The sequence below is a fragment of the Paraburkholderia sp. RL17-337-BIB-A genome (assembly GCF_046025895.1).
In the GTDB taxonomy this organism is placed as follows: Bacteria; Pseudomonadota; Gammaproteobacteria; order Burkholderiales; family Burkholderiaceae; genus Paraburkholderia; species Paraburkholderia fungorum_C.
Map to the genome: position 1 here is coordinate 247,136 of NZ_JARESY010000001.1, position 14,202 is coordinate 261,337.

The following is a 14,202-nucleotide window of genomic DNA, read 5'->3' on the forward strand; positions in this document are numbered from 1 at the left end:
CGATGTGGATCAAGCGAAGCGACCGTATTCAACTCATCGGCGATGACATTGCGCGCAGCGAAATCACGCCGCAGCGCGTCTTCGAGAACCGGCGGCGCGTGTTGCAGGCGGCGGGCGCGTTAGCGCTCGGCAGTCTGATCGGCGTGAATGGCGAAGCGCTGGCGGCGTATTCATCGCAGGATCCGAAGGCGCAGAAGCTCACGGCGAAGACCAACGCGAAGTTCGTCGCGCTCGACAAGATCACGCCATACAAGGACATCACCACGTACAACAACTACTACGAGTTCGGTACCGACAAGGCCGATCCGGCGCATAACGCCGGCACCTTGCGGCCGCACCCGTGGAAGGTGAGCGTCGAGGGTGAGATCAAGAATCCAAAGGTGTATGACATCGACGAATTGCTGAAGCTCGCGCCGCTCGAGGAGCGCGTGTACCGGTTGCGTTGTGTCGAAGGTTGGTCGATGGTGATTCCGTGGATCGGTGTGCCGCTCTCGGAGTTGATCAAGCGTGTGCAGCCCACTGGCAACGCCAGGTACGTGCAATTCATCACGCTGGCCGATCCGTCGCAAATGCCTGGCCTGTCGGAACCGGTACTCGACTGGCCGTACAGGGAAGCTCTGCGGATGGACGAAGCGATGAATCCGTTGACGCTGCTGACCATGGGTCTCTACGGACAGGTGCTGCCGAATCAGAACGGCGCGCCGATCCGCGTGGTGGTGCCGTGGAAATACGGCTTCAAGAGCGCGAAGTCGCTGGTGAAGATCCGCTTTCTCGACAAGCAGCCGCCGACCAGCTGGAACACGTATGCGTCGAATGAATACGGCTTTTACTCGAACGTGAATCCGAACGTCGATCACCCGCGCTGGAGCCAGGCCACGGAGCGGCGTATCGGCGAAGACGGTTTCTTCACGCCCAAGCGCAAGACCTTGATGTTCAACGGCTACGGCGATCAGGTCGCGTCGCTCTATCAGGGCATGGACCTGAAGAAGAATTTTTGAACGACAACGTAATCATGGCTTCCTCCGATTCGCAACCTGCTATTAAAACCGCGCGCGCGACGCCAGGCCCCAAGGCGTCAGCGACGGCAAAGCGCCCCGCAAGCGGCGCGCGCTGGATCGTGCCGGCCAAGATCGTCGTGTTCATCGCGGCGTGGTATCCGCTCGCGCGCCTCGCGCTGTTCGGCATGACCGATCGGTTGGGCGCGAATCCGATCGAGTTCATCACGCGCTCGACGGGTCTGTGGACGCTCGTCTTTCTTTGCATCACGTTGGCCGTGACACCCTTGCGCCGGCTGACCGGCATTGCTGCATTCGTCAGGTTTCGTCGAATGCTGGGTCTTTACGCATTCTTCTATGCGACCCTGCATTTCACCACTTACCTGTGGTTCGACAAGTGGTTCGATGTTGCCGCGATTCTCAAGGACATCGGCAAGCGGCCGTTCATCACCGTGGGCTTCGCTGCGTTCGTGTTGCTGATCGCGTTGGCCGTGACGTCGCCGCGCGCGATGGTGCGCAAACTTGGGCGCCGCTGGCAGACGCTGCATCGCGCGATCTATGCGATCGGTGCGCTCGCCATCCTGCACTTCTGGTGGATGAAGGCGGGCAAGCACGACCTGATTTTGCCGAAGATCTACGGCGCGATCATGGTCGCGTTGCTGGGGTGGCGTTTGATCGTATGGCTGCGCGAGCGGAGGTTAAAGACGCACTGACCGCCAGATACAGCGCGTAAATGAAAAAAGGCGATGCCGCAGCGGCATCGCCTTTTTTCATGGAAGAGCCAAAGCTCTGACGTTTACGCCGGCAAAATCGTCTCGCCCGCAAACAGCTGCTTGACCTCTTCACGAGCGCGAACGACATGCCCTTGTGTACCATCAACCATTACCTCGGCCGCACGCGGACGGGTGTTGTAGTTCGAGCTCATCACGAAGCCATACGCGCCTGCCGAGCGAATCGCCAGCAGATCGCCCGGTTCGACCGCCAGCAGACGCTCACGACCCAGCCAGTCGCCGCTCTCGCAAACCGGGCCGACCACGTCGTACACGTGAGCGGGCACGTCGCGCTGAACGACAGCCTCGATTGCATGATAGGCCTCGTACATCGCAGGGCGTGCGAGATCGGTCATCGCTGCATCGACGATAGCGAAGTTCTTCTCGGCGCCTGGCTTCAGAAACTCGACGCGCGTCAGCAGCACACCCGCATTGCCGACCAGTGAACGGCCCGGCTCGAAATACACCTCGCGATGCCCGTGGCCGCGCGCTTCGATGCGATCCAGCACGGTGCGCACGAAGTTGCCGATTTCCGGCGGGGTTTCGTCGTCATACGTGATGCCGAGACCGCCGCCTACGTCGATGTGGCGAATCTTCACGCCGTCCTGTTCGATCTGTTCGACCAGTTCCAACACCTTGTCGACCGCGTCCAGATACGGTGCGACTTCAGTGATCTGCGAGCCGATATGGCAGTCGATGCCGACCACCTCGAGATGCGTCATCGCCGCGGCGGCTTGATAGGTTGCCCGCGCGTCTTCGAACGCGACGCCGAATTTGTTCGACTTCAGGCCAGTGGAAATATACGGATGCGTTTTCGCGTCGACATCAGGATTCACGCGCAGCGAGACGGGCGCCTTCTTGCCCATTTCCGCGGCCACCGTATTCAGGCGGTCGAGCTCGGGAATCGATTCGACGTTGAAGCATTTGACGCCGGCCGCGAGTGCCTGACGCATCTCGTCCGCGTGCTTGCCGACGCCGGAAAACACGGTGTTTTCCGCTTTGCCGCCGGCAGCCAGCACGCGCGCCAGTTCGCCGCCCGACACGATGTCGAAGCCGGCACCGAGGCGCGCGAACACATTCAGCACCGCGAGATTGCTATTGGCCTTGACGGCGACATGCACGGTTGCGCGGCGGCCGGCGCAAGCGCCCGCGTAGGCGTTCCATGCTTCGGTGAGCGCGGCGCGCGAATACACGTACAGCGGCGTGCCGAACTGTTCGGCGAGTGAGACGGCGGACACGCCTTCGGCGTGCAACACGCCGTCGACGTAGTCAAATGCGGATCGAGTCATGCGAGAGTCTTATTGAACAGGAGTGACGGCGGAGGCAGGTTGCGCAGGCAAAGCCGAGGATGCGGCAGACGCGGGCGGCGCGGCGAGTTCGCTTTCCGGCGACAACGACAGCGGCGCGCCAGAAGTGTCGGGTACCTCACCAGTCGGCGACGCGTTTTCCGCGCCCGGTTTCACTTCATCTGATGACGGTGACGACGGCAGTTGCGTGCGATCGATCGGCTTGGCCGGCAGCGGCGGCACGGTGGGCAAATAGAGCGAACCGCGTTGCCCGCAGCCGGCAAGTGCACAACCTGCGAGAATGGCTAAACCCGCTACAATCGCGCGGCCGGGCACTGCCGCGCGCATCCGAGATACGACTCGCATGACTGTCCCTGAATAAATAATCGATGGAGTTTAGCATGTCCGATAGTGATTACCTGACCCGCGCGGAAGCCGCGCTAGCCGCCATCGAACGCGCGCTCGACGACACGGAAGCCGACATCGAACTCGAGCGCAGCGGCAATGTCCTGACCCTCGAATTCGAGAACCGCACGAAGATCATCGTCAATCTGCAGCCGCCGATGAGCGAAATCTGGATCGCCGCGAAAGCGGGCGGTTTTCACTTCCGTTTCGTCGACGGTGAGTGGCGCGATACCCGCAGCGGCACGGAGTTTTTTGCCGCGCTGTCGGAGTACGCGACGCAACAGGCTGGCGAGCCGGTTCACTTCGAAGCGTAAAGCCACCACCGAAGCCACCGCCCAAATGAAACCGCCGCGCATCCAGCGCGGCGTTTTTTTTCGACGGACTTTGGAGCCTCCCTCGCGGAAGCGCTTTCAGTGCCCGCGGAACAGATTCATGATGTCCTGCTTTTCCTGCTCGCCGACTTGCTCGGGCGCCGCCGCGGATGCACCGCTCGCGTCGGCATCCAACGCCGCCTGACTGACGCCGACCGTCGCGACGAAACCGTTGCCGGGCGTGAAGTCGTCAAAATACAGCTCTGAGCCCAGTTGAGTCACGCCGCCCGGCATCGGCATCTTGTACTCCGGTACGCCTTTGAGCGCGCGCGCCATGTAATCGACCCACACCGGCAACGCGAGGCCACCGCCGGTTTCCTTATCGCCGAGACTGCGCGGGTTGTCGTAGCCGATCCACGCAATGGCCGTGAGCGTGTGCTGATAGCCGGCGAACCAGGCGTCGCGCGAATCGTTGGTGGTGCCGGTCTTGCCGCCGAGATCGGTACGCTTCAACACGTTGGTCTTCGCGCCCGTGCCCCGTTGCGCGACGCTTTGCAGCAGGCTGTTCATCACATACGCATTGCGCGGTTCGATCGCGTGCGGCGCGCTCTGCGCGGCGACCAGCGGTTGCGCGTGCGCCACGACGATACCGCGCTGGTCGGTGACTTCGGCGATCAGATACGGGTTGACGCGATAGCCGCCGTTAGCAAACACCGAGAATGCGCCGGCCATCTGCAAGGGCGTGACGAGACCGGCGCCGAGCGCCATCGGCAGATAGGCCGGGTGACGATCCGCATCGAAGCCGAAACGCGTGATGTATTGCTGCGCGTACTTGGTGCCGATCTGGTTCAGGATGCGAATCGACACGAGATTCTTCGATTTCTGCAGCGCGGTGCGCATGGTCATCGGACCGTCGAAACCCCCGCCATAGTTCTTCGGTTCCCACGCCTGACCGCCTGTCTCCGCGGCGCTGAAAAAGAGCGGCGCGTCATTGATCACCGTGGCCGGTCCGAGTCCCTTTTCAAGCGAGGCTGAGTAGATGAACGGCTTGAAGCTCGAACCCGGCTGACGCCACGCCTGGGTTACGTGGTTGAACTTGTTCTTGTTGAAGTCGAAGCCGCCGACCAGCGCACGAATCGCGCCGTCTTGCGGCACCACCGAAATGAATGCGCCTTCCACTTGCGGTAACTGCGTGATCGACCAGTTGCCGTCGTCATTCTTCACGAGGCGAATGATCGCGCCGGGCCGCACGCGTTGATTCGGCTGCGCACGCGCGCCTAGCGCGAACTGCGCGAAGCGCAGGCCGTCGCCCTGAATGGTCGCGACGTTGCCGTCGATGAAAGTGGCCTGCACCTGCTTCGGGCTCGCCGCCGTCACCACCGCGGCAATGATTTCGCCGTTGTCGGGGTGCTCGAGCAACGCGTCGTCGATGGCCTGTTCGCGGTCGTCCGCATCGGAGGGCAAATCGATGAACGCTTCGGGGCCGCGATAGCCGTGGCGCCGTTCGTAGTCCATCAGACCTTTGCGCAACGCCCGGTAAGCGACGTCCTGATCGGCCGAGTCGATGGTGGTCACGACGTTCAGGCCGCGCGTGTACGCCTCTTCGCGATACTGCGCGTACATCATCTGCCGCACCATTTCCGCGACGTACTCCGCGTGCACGCTGAACTCCTTGCCCGCGCCCTTGACGACGAGTGGCTGCTTGCTCGCCTCGTCGTATTGTTCCTGAGTGATGTAGTGCAGTTCGTGCATGCGCTGCAGAATGTACTCCTGACGAATCTTCGCGCGTTTCGGATTGACCACCGGGTTATATGCGGACGGCGCTTTCGGCAGGCCCGCCAGCATGGCCGATTCCGCCAGCGTCAGATCCTTCAGATCTTTACCGAAGTACACCCGCGCCGCACTCGCAAAGCCATACGCGCGCTGACCGAGATAGATCTGATTCATATACACCTCGAGAATCTGATCTTTCGTCAGTTTCGACTCGATCTTGTACGCGAGCAGCATCTCGTAGATCTTGCGCGTGTAGGTCTTCTCACTCGAAAGGAAGAAATTGCGCGCCACCTGCATGGTGATCGTGCTGGCGCCTTGCGTGGCGTGACCATTGGTCAGTGCGACGAAACCGGCTCTCGCGATGCCCGTGAGGTCGACGCCGCCGTGATCGTAGAAGCGCGCGTCTTCGATTGCCAGCACGGCTTTCTTCAGGCTATCCGGCACGTCCTGGATATGGACGATGTCGCGCCGCTCTTCGCCGAATTCGCCGATCAGCACGTGGTCGGCCGTATAGATGCGCAATGGGACCTTCGGCCGGTAGTCGGTCAGCGCGTCGAGCGACGGCAGGTTCGGCGTGGCCACCACCAGCGCATAGCCGAGCACCAGCAGCACACACAGAATGCCTGCGACGATCAAACCCACAAAGCCGATGATGAGCTTGAGCCACAACGGGCGTTTGCGCTTTTGCGGCGCGGGCGGCGGGGACGTAGGAGACGTGGATTGCATATGGACACCAAAAAGCAGTCCCGCGATTATAGCCGCCCGGCTTTTCAGCTTTCGGCATGCTTACTGACAGATCTTGACAAGGCTGCGCGCCGCGCGGGAATGACTTCACTGTAGACGCTTTGATGGCGTGCGGGGCGCGCGTCGCGCAACGTTAGCCATTTGGCTGAGTGTCGCGCGGCGGCGCGGCTACGCACAATTCTCCCTCGTAACTCGCGTTCGAATGGTTCGTCGCGTGAGTCAGAGGGAGGGCGTGATGACGTTTAAAAATTCGTGGCTTCAAGGTGTGCAACTCGGTGCGCAGCGTTTCGCTGCGGGAATCGATGTGGGATCGCAGGCGGTGCGCCTCGTCGTGATAAGTCAGCATGCGCGCGCACCTGCCGCGCTGCATATCGAATACGTGAGCACGGTGCCGCTCGGCGCCGGCGCGATGGCCGGCACGGAGATCGCCGACCGGCATGCGGTGGCGCGTGCATTGCGCGACGCATTCGCCGGTCTGCCGCATGCGTGTGCCGCGCATGCATTGCGCTGCGCGATGGCGTTGCCCGCCGCGGCAACGTTGACCACCACCGTGCCGCTCACACGGCTCGCCGCGCTAAGCGGTTGTGCGGAAGACGGCGGCCATGAACTCGCCGAACTCGAGCCGGCGGTGATGAGCGAAGTCGAGCGCATCGCAGGGCTCGAACGGCATGCATTGGCTGTCGACTGGTTCGTCGACGAAACGCGCTCACCGATTCGTTCGGTAACGATCGCCGCAACCGCCCGCCAGCATCTCGAAGCGCGTATCGAATGCGCAGCGACGGCCGGCATTTCGCTCAGTGCGATCGATGGCGAACCGCATGCGGCTTTGCGCGCAATGCGCTACGCGGCCAGCTACGAGCTCGATCCGCACGAGCCGTATGTCGCGCTCTGGGTGGGCACGGACGGCGTGTACGGCTGGCGCATCGTCGACGACTGCCTGGTCGGCGAAATGCGCTACCCGGCGCCTGAACATGCTGATCTAGCCGACGCGTTGCGTGACCTCGTCCACGGTCCTGTACTCGACTGTGCGTTGTTGAGCGGCGAGGTCGATCTGCTCGACGGCGTGGGTTTCTCGATCGCGGATATCGCCGACGTGTTGGGCTGCACGGTGCTGCCGTTCGAATGTGCGGCGCTGGGCGGGCTCGTACGCGAATTGCACGATCCGTTGTTGCATGAGCCCACCGCGGCGGTCGCATTTGGGCTTGCGTTGCGCGGGGTGCTCGAATGATGCGCGCGCTCTCCGGTCTGGATCCGGCGGCCCTGGCCACGCGGACTTCTACGCGTGGCGTATCGCTGCGGCTCGGCGGCTTCAATCTGCTGCCGTATCGGCAACGCAATGCGCAACTCGCGCGTCGACGGCGTTTGCTCGAATGGGTTGCCGCGGCGCTTGCCGGTTTTGCGGCCGTGCTCGCGTTAGTTGGGTGGCAGGCATTCGAAAGAGCGCGGCTCGATGCACAACGCGCATCGATCGAACAATCGCTCACAGAACTGGCCATGCCCCTCGCAGAGCACGCCAGGTTGTTGCGAGCGCAAGACGAACAACGCAAAGGCGCTGCACGTGCAATGAAGTTGTCCGAGTCGCTCACGCATTTGCGCGATCTGCTGGATGCATTGAGTTTCGAACCCGGTGACGGTGTGGTGCTACAGCAGTTGCGTCAGCGCGAGCATGAGACGGAGTTGCTCGCGACCTCGCGCGGACATATCGCGTCGGCCGAATGGCTTAAGCGCTTGAGCGCGATCCGCGGCGTGAAGGGCGCGGAGGTGAGCGACCTGCATCGCTCGACACCACGCGGCGGCGCGGTTGCGGTGGCAAGCGCGACAGGCCCGATCGAATTCGGGGCGCATCTGCGCTGGGACGACCCCCCGCGGAAAACGGCCCTTCTGTCACGCCCCGCTGCGCAACGTCCCATGAAATCTGAACAATCAGGAGGTTCGAAATGAGTACGACTTTTGTCGAGTTCGGCGGCGCGGCGAGCGCGCGGTTTTCTTTTTCTCAATGGATGAAGCAGGTGCGCTTGCCACTCGCTGCCTGGAGTCGTCGGCGCCGTTGGGCGGTCGCATTGCTGATCGCAGCGCTGGTGTTCGGACTTGGCGCGCATGGCTGGGTTCTGGCCGATCTCGGCGGGGTCGAGGCGAGCCGGACGGCATTGGATGCGGCCACGCGGCATCTCGCGGATGCGCGCCGCGCGTTGACGCAGTTGCCCGCGTTACCCCGGGAAGTTGCCGCCAAGCCCGGTGGACCGTTGTCTGCGCCGTGGACCTCGGCGGACGATGCGCGCATCGTGTCTGAACTGGCGGCGCAGAATAGTGTCTCGTTGCTCTCGGTAGACCCGGGCGCCGCCACCGGTTCAGGTGCAGAAAGCATGCGTCCGATACAACTCACCGCGCACACCGATTTCGTCCACCTGATGGCATTTCTGCGCGGGCTGTCGGACCTGCCGGTGCTGATCGTTCCGGTCGACGTGACGGTCAACCGCGAGGCCACTTCGTTAGCGGTGAGGGCGACGCTGCAGGTATTCAGCGCGTTGAGGCCGGTGCCTTCAACTACTACTGCGGATGCGTTTGCCGACGAGAGCCTCGATCTGGATGACGAAGAAGATATCGTCTTCTTCGACCCATTCTCGATTCCGCAGATGCTCGCGTCCGGCGAGCAGCAGCCTGGCACTTCGCAACTGCGGCTGGTCGGCCTGCTGCACGATCGAACCCGCGGGCTGGCCTTGCTGGATACGCCGGATGGCACGACCACGGTCGTGTCCGGGCAGCAACTCGGTACTGAGCGCGTTACGCGGCTCGACGCGCTCAGCATCACGCTGGCCAATGGCGGCGCGATGCGCACGCTGGCACTGACGGAGGCGTCCTGATGAGGCTAATGAAGCCGTTCGGTGCCGCGGCGGCTTGCGCCGGCGTTCGTGTGTGGTCTGGCTTTGGCGTGGGTTGCGGGATGCCGGGAAACATGCGCGGGAGCGCGGTTTCCAACTTCGGTGGTAGCTCCATTCGCAGGGCGGCTCACAATCCGGTTCGCAGCCTGGCTCACAGTGCGGTTCGCAGTCCGATTTACAGCCTGCCTCGCAGTTTGGTCCAGAGTTCGGTTCGTAGCTCGGTTCACCATCCGCTTCGCAACCCGCTTCGCAGCCTGGTCGCGGGTATGGTGATAAGCGCCGGCATCGCGCACGCTTCGACCCCACCGCTTCCGCCGCTACCCGCATACATGCCGCTCGACGAAGCCATCACGCAGCCCGATGCTCGATACGACGTACCGCCGCTGCCGCGCGGCAGCGCGGCCGAGATCCCCAACCCGTTCCGCGACGATTCCGCTGTTGAGCCCGACGCCGACCCCGGCGCTGTGTCTGGCATGTCGCGAGCGGCGGCAACCTCCGGGGCTGGCCGCGCCGACTACTTGGCCGACGACCTGGCCAATGACGCAGACGGCTCAGTGCCGCTACCGAGGCGGTCCACAACCGCGGCCCGCCACGACGTTACCGCAGCAGCGGCCCGCGATGAGCTCACCGGCGCCGCGGCGCTCGAAGGACCGCCGGTGCCGCTGCCTCCGCTCGCACGCCTGAGCGACGCACCGAAAACGCCTGCCGACGCCAAACTCGCCGCCGACGACAAACCGATCTCGCTTAACTTCCAGCGCGCCGAACTCGGTGCGGTGCTCAACGCGTTCGCCCAGTTCACCGGACTGAACATCGTCGCGAGCGAGAGAGTGCGCGGCGCCGTTTCATTGCGGCTCGACAAGGTGCCGTGGCGCACCGCGTTCGACACCTTGCTCGACGTCAACGGGCTCGCAATGGAGCGCCACGGCAACGTGATCTGGGTCGCGCCGAGCGCGGATCTGGCCGCGCGCGAACGACTGCGTTTCGAAGCCCACGCCAGAGCCGCCGATCTTGAGCCGCTCGCAAGCCGCACGTTCGAGCTGCACTACGCGCGCGCCGAGGACGTACGGCGTCTGCTGACCGGCGCCGGCAACCAGCGCGTGCTGTCCAAACGCGGTGCTGCGACGGCCGATCCGCGCACCAATCTGCTGTTCGTCACCGATCTCGAAGCACGGCTCGCGCAAATCACAGCCTTGCTTGCCTCCGTCGACCGGCCGACCCGTCAGGTATTGATCGAAGCGCGTATCGTCGAGGGCGAGCACGGGTTTTCGCGCAATCTCGGAGTGCGCCTTTCCATGGCAGCCGCCAACGCTGACGGCACCGCCCGGGGCTTGACGGGCGGCAAGGACGGCACCGTGTACGATCTGTCGGCCCGGCCAATTTCCGGTTTTGACGCCGCCACTGCCGGGCTGACCTTATTCGCAGCGGGGGCGACCCGGCTCCTGAACATCGAACTGAGCGCGCTGGAGGCGGAAGGGCGCGGTGAAATCGTCTCGAGCCCTCGCGTCGTGACAGCGGACCGGATGAAGGCGGTTGTCGAGCAGGGTACCGAGCTGCCGTACCAGGCGAAAGTCGGGCAGGGCGTGTCGGGCGTGCAGTTTCGCCGCGCCACGCTCAAACTGGAAGTCGAGCCGCAAATCATGCCGGACGGCAGGGTGGTGCTGGACCACGACGTCGCCAAAGACAGCGTTGGCGAACAGACCGACGCCGGGCCCGCGATCAACACCAAACACGTGCAAACGCGCGTCGAAGTCGAGGATGGTGGTACGGTGTCGATCGGCGGAATTTACGCAACCGACGACCGGGACGATGTGACGCGGGTGCCAGTCCTGGGCAAAATACCCGTTTTAGGCGCGCTTTTTCGCCATCGGGCCCATCGGGACCAGCGCAGTGAACTGGCTGTTTTCATCACGCCGCGCGTCGTTCAGACAAATTAGGGGCACGCTGCCGCCGCTGTTCAACGGCGGTCTGCAGGCTCGACAAGGCAGCCGCTTTGCCAGTAAGCTGCGGCACGAACCATACCGGATTAGCCAGAGGACACCGTTGCAAGCGCGGGACGCACACGCCAATGTATTTTTTGTAGGGCTCATGGGGGCAGGCAAAACCACCGTGGGTCGGGCCATTGCGCGCCGCCTCGATCGCCCGTTCTTCGATTCCGATCATGAAATCGAGGCGCGTACGGGCGCGCGCATCCCGGTGATCTTCGAGCTGGAAGGCGAAGCGGGCTTTCGCGATCGCGAGGCGCACGTGATTTCCGACCTGACGGGGCGCGAGAATATCGTGCTGGCCACGGGCGGCGGCGCGGTGCTGCGGCCGGAAAACCGCGAAGCGCTGCAAAATCGGGGCGTGGTGATCTACTTGCGCGCCAATCCACATGATCTGTGGCTACGCACCCGGCGCGACAAGAACCGCCCGCTTTTGCAGACCGAAGACCCCAAAGCGCGCCTCGAAGCGCTCTACGAAGTACGCGATCCGCTATACCGGGAATGCGCACACTTTGTGATCGAAACCGGCCGGCCTTCTGTCAACGGACTCGTCAACATGGTTCTGATGCAGCTCGAGATGGCCGGCGTCGCCAAACATCCTGCGTCATAATGGACCGTATGATTACCGTCAATGTCGAACTGGGCGAGCGCGCCTACCCCATCCATATCGGTGCCGATCTGATCGGCCAGACCGCGTTGTTCGCGCCGCATATCGCCGGCAGTTCGGTCACGATCGTCACGAACACCACCGTCGAGCCGCTTTACGGCGACCAACTGCGCGCGGCGCTTGCGCCGCTCGGCAAGCAGGTCTCCACGGTCGTTTTGCCGGACGGCGAAGCGTACAAGAACCTCGAAACGCTGAATCTGATTTTCGACGCGCTGCTGGGTTCGCGCGCCGATCGCAAGACCACGCTGATCGCTCTCGGCGGCGGCGTGATCGGCGACATGACGGGTTTTGCCGCGGCCTGCTACATGCGCGGCGTGCCGTTCATCCAGGTGCCGACCACCTTGCTGTCGCAAGTCGATTCGTCAGTGGGTGGCAAGACCGGTATCAACCATCCGCTCGGCAAGAACATGATCGGCGCGTTCTACCAGCCACAGGCCGTGATCGCCGACATCGGCGCGCTGCGCACGCTGCCGGCGCGCGAACTGGCAGCAGGCGTTGCCGAAGTGATCAAGACCGGTGCGATTGCCGACGCCGGTTTCTTCAACTGGATCGAAGCGAACATCGAGGCGCTCAATCGCTGCGAGCCGCAAGCGCTGGCCGAGGCGGTCAAGCGCTCGTGCGAGATCAAGGCGTCGGTCGTGGCGCAGGACGAGCGCGAAGGCGGACTGCGCGCGATTCTCAATTTCGGCCACACCTTCGGCCACGCGATCGAAGCCGGGCTTGGCTACGGCGAGTGGCTGCACGGCGAGGCGGTCGGCTGCGGAATGGTGATGGCGGCGGACCTGTCAGTGCGCATGGGCTATCTCGACGAAGCCGCGCGCAAGCGTCTGGTCGACGTGATCGTCGCCGCCCATCTGCCTACGCGTGCGCCGGCACTCGGTGACTCGCGTTACGTCGAACTCATGCGCGTCGACAAGAAGGCAGAAGCCGGCGCGATCAAATTCATTCTGCTGAAGCGTTTCGGTGAGACGCTGATCACCCAGGCGCCCGACGCCGAGGTGCACGCCACGCTGGCCGCTGCCGTCTAGAAACGGCAGGGCATTGCAGCAAAGCTTCACGCACCAGCGTCACGAGGCGCCGCCCATGTTTCGGAGAATCCGGTGACTGACAGGCGCAGCGACGATGTAAAGCATGGCCCGGCAGGCACGCCCGTGAGCGGCGTGCCCGCGCAGGAAGCACTCGAAGCGCATCTCGCGCCCTACGCGGCACATTCCGCCCAATCACGCGGGCGCTGCTATCCCGAAGCCGCGCCCAGCGCGCGCACCGAATTCCAGCGCGATCGCGACCGTATCGTCCACTCCACGGCGTTCCGCCGGCTTGAATACAAAACGCAGGTATTCGTCAATCACGAGGGCGATCTGTTTCGCACGCGACTCACCCATAGCCTCGAAGTCGCGCAGATCGCCCGTTCGGTGGCCCGCAATCTGCGCGTCAACGAAGACCTCGTCGAAGCCATTTCGCTGGCGCACGATCTCGGCCATACGCCGTTCGGTCACGCGGGCCAGGACGCGCTGAACGAATGCATGCGCGAACACGGCGGCTTCGAGCACAACCTGCAAAGCCTCGCGGTGGTCGACGATCTGGAGGAGCACTACGGCGCGTTCAATGGGCTGAACCTTTGCTTCGAAACGCGCGAGGGCATTCTTAAGCACTGCTCGCGCGAGAACGCGCGGCGGCTCGGCGCGCTCGGCGAGCGTTTTCTGGAGGGGCGGCAGCCTTCCATAGAGGCGCAGATCGCCAACGTCGCCGATGAGATCGCGTACAACAATCACGATGTCGACGACGGCTTGCGTTCGGGCTTGCTTACGGTGGAACAGCTTGCCGAAGTGGAGTTATGGCAGACCCACTACGGGGCGGCGCGCGGCGATTTCCCGCAAATCGAAGGGCGACGGCTGATTCACGAGACGGTGCGCCGTATTATCAACACGTTGATTGTCGACCTGATCGATACGACCTTGCTCAATCTTGCAAGGCACGCGCCGGTCTCGCTCGACGATGTGCGGGCCGCACCGCCGCTGGTCGCGCATAGCGAAGCGATCGCCGCGCAGGCTGCGGCGCTCAAGCGCTTTCTGTTCAAGAACCTGTATCGGCACTATCGCGTCATGCGCATGGCTAACAAGGCGCGCCGCGTGGTGGCCGGGCTGTTCGATGCGTTCACCGAAGATCCGAGGCTATTGCCACCCAGCTATCAATCGACGGATGCATCGCTGCAACCGCGGCTGATTGCCCACTACATCGCGGGTATGACGGATCGCTATGCGGTGAAGGAATACCAGCGGCTGTTCGTGATCGACGACAACTGAGCGGACCAAGCGGCAAAACCCGGCGCCAGAACCCGGCGCCGGTACGGCGGCATGATTTGCCAGGCAAGTTGCCGGCCGTGGCGACCC

Annotated in this window: 13 protein-coding genes; 10 read left to right on the forward strand and 3 right to left on the reverse strand. The window is 63.4% G+C overall.

Going from position 1 to position 14,202, the window contains the following annotated elements; translation table 11 throughout:
- The first annotated feature begins 2 nt into the window (after window positions 1-2).
- Window positions 3-998, forward strand: coding sequence for a protein-methionine-sulfoxide reductase catalytic subunit MsrP (gene msrP / locus P0D84_RS01190; RefSeq protein WP_408331727.1), 996 nt, complete (start codon window positions 3-5; stop codon window positions 996-998).
- Between the two features lie 14 nt (window positions 999-1,012).
- A complete protein-coding gene (gene msrQ / locus P0D84_RS01195; RefSeq protein ID WP_408331729.1) occupies window positions 1,013-1,708 on the forward strand; it encodes a protein-methionine-sulfoxide reductase heme-binding subunit MsrQ in 696 nt (231 codons plus the stop codon).
- Between the two features lie 83 nt (window positions 1,709-1,791).
- Here the strand turns inward: msrQ and lysA are convergent, their stop codons facing one another.
- On the reverse strand, window positions 1,792-3,054 hold the full coding sequence (gene lysA / locus P0D84_RS01200; RefSeq protein ID WP_408331731.1) for a diaminopimelate decarboxylase: 1,263 nt from the start codon (window positions 3,052-3,054) through the stop codon (window positions 1,792-1,794).
- Between the two features lie 9 nt (window positions 3,055-3,063).
- Window positions 3,064-3,417, reverse strand: a complete 354-nt coding sequence (lptM, locus tag P0D84_RS01205) for an LPS translocon maturation chaperone LptM (RefSeq protein ID WP_408331733.1) — start codon at window positions 3,415-3,417, stop codon at window positions 3,064-3,066.
- A 35-nt stretch (window positions 3,418-3,452) separates the two neighbouring features.
- Here lptM and cyaY point away from each other — a divergent pair, with 35 nt between their 5' ends.
- Entirely contained in the window at window positions 3,453-3,770 is a 318-nt protein-coding gene (gene cyaY / locus P0D84_RS01210; RefSeq protein ID WP_211633109.1) for an iron donor protein CyaY, read from the forward strand.
- A gap of 96 nt (window positions 3,771-3,866) precedes the next feature.
- Here the strand turns inward: cyaY and P0D84_RS01215 are convergent, their stop codons facing one another.
- Window positions 3,867-6,266 (reverse strand): penicillin-binding protein 1A, encoded by a 2,400-nt coding sequence (locus P0D84_RS01215; RefSeq protein ID WP_408331736.1) that lies wholly within the window; start codon window positions 6,264-6,266, stop codon window positions 3,867-3,869.
- A gap of 253 nt (window positions 6,267-6,519) precedes the next feature.
- Here P0D84_RS01215 and pilM point away from each other — a divergent pair, with 253 nt between their 5' ends.
- The 7 genes from pilM to P0D84_RS01250 all read left to right on the forward strand — a co-directional run bounded on the left by pilM (window position 6,520) and on the right by P0D84_RS01250 (window position 14,115).
- Window positions 6,520-7,512 (forward strand): type IV pilus biogenesis protein PilM, encoded by a 993-nt coding sequence (pilM, locus tag P0D84_RS01220; RefSeq protein ID WP_408331738.1) that lies wholly within the window; start codon window positions 6,520-6,522, stop codon window positions 7,510-7,512.
- Window positions 7,512-8,225, forward strand: a complete 714-nt coding sequence (locus P0D84_RS01225) for a fimbrial assembly protein (protein WP_408339599.1) — start codon at window positions 7,512-7,514, stop codon at window positions 8,223-8,225. The genes pilM and P0D84_RS01225 overlap by 1 nt, the downstream gene beginning before the upstream one ends.
- Window positions 8,222-9,145 (forward strand): hypothetical protein, encoded by a 924-nt coding sequence (locus P0D84_RS01230; RefSeq protein ID WP_408331740.1) that lies wholly within the window; start codon window positions 8,222-8,224, stop codon window positions 9,143-9,145. Before P0D84_RS01225 ends, P0D84_RS01230 begins: the two co-directional genes overlap by 4 nt.
- Before the next feature lie 284 nt (window positions 9,146-9,429).
- The gene (locus P0D84_RS01235) at window positions 9,430-11,097 is read left to right on the forward strand and encodes a type IV pilus secretin PilQ (RefSeq protein ID WP_408331742.1); all 1,668 of its coding nucleotides are present in this window, start codon (window positions 9,430-9,432) and stop codon (window positions 11,095-11,097) included.
- A gap of 106 nt (window positions 11,098-11,203) precedes the next feature.
- Window positions 11,204-11,755 carry a shikimate kinase gene (locus P0D84_RS01240; RefSeq protein WP_154560936.1) on the forward strand — a complete coding sequence of 184 codons (552 nt, stop codon included), beginning with the start codon at window positions 11,204-11,206 and terminating at the stop codon, window positions 11,753-11,755.
- Window positions 11,755-12,840: a 3-dehydroquinate synthase gene (gene aroB / locus P0D84_RS01245; RefSeq protein WP_408331745.1), complete on the forward strand. Its 1,086-nt coding sequence runs from the start codon at window positions 11,755-11,757 to the stop codon at window positions 12,838-12,840. Before P0D84_RS01240 ends, aroB begins: the two co-directional genes overlap by 1 nt.
- Window positions 12,841-12,912: 72 nt before the next feature.
- On the forward strand, window positions 12,913-14,115 hold the full coding sequence (locus P0D84_RS01250) for a deoxyguanosinetriphosphate triphosphohydrolase (RefSeq protein WP_408331747.1): 1,203 nt from the start codon (window positions 12,913-12,915) through the stop codon (window positions 14,113-14,115).
- Window positions 14,116-14,202: the final 87 nt, after the last annotated feature.

Coding starts and splice junctions, on each gene's coding strand:
- msrP (WP_408331727.1), top strand. CDS start 3: ATGTGGATCAAGCGAAGCGACCGTATTCAACTCATCGGCGATGACATT.
- lptM (WP_408331733.1), bottom strand. CDS start 3,417: ATGCGAGTCGTATCTCGGATGCGCGCGGCAGTGCCCGGCCGCGCGATT.
- aroB (WP_408331745.1), top strand. CDS start 11,755: ATGGACCGTATGATTACCGTCAATGTCGAACTGGGCGAGCGCGCCTAC.
- P0D84_RS01235 (WP_408331742.1), top strand. CDS start 9,430: ATGGTGATAAGCGCCGGCATCGCGCACGCTTCGACCCCACCGCTTCCG.
- lysA (WP_408331731.1), bottom strand. CDS start 3,054: ATGACTCGATCCGCATTTGACTACGTCGACGGCGTGTTGCACGCCGAA.
- P0D84_RS01225 (WP_408339599.1), top strand. CDS start 7,512: ATGCGCGCGCTCTCCGGTCTGGATCCGGCGGCCCTGGCCACGCGGACT.
- P0D84_RS01230 (WP_408331740.1), top strand. CDS start 8,222: ATGAGTACGACTTTTGTCGAGTTCGGCGGCGCGGCGAGCGCGCGGTTT.
- cyaY (WP_211633109.1), top strand. CDS start 3,453: ATGTCCGATAGTGATTACCTGACCCGCGCGGAAGCCGCGCTAGCCGCC.
- P0D84_RS01215 (WP_408331736.1), bottom strand. CDS start 6,266: ATGCAATCCACGTCTCCTACGTCCCCGCCGCCCGCGCCGCAAAAGCGC.
- msrQ (WP_408331729.1), top strand. CDS start 1,013: ATGGCTTCCTCCGATTCGCAACCTGCTATTAAAACCGCGCGCGCGACG.
- pilM (WP_408331738.1), top strand. CDS start 6,520: ATGACGTTTAAAAATTCGTGGCTTCAAGGTGTGCAACTCGGTGCGCAG.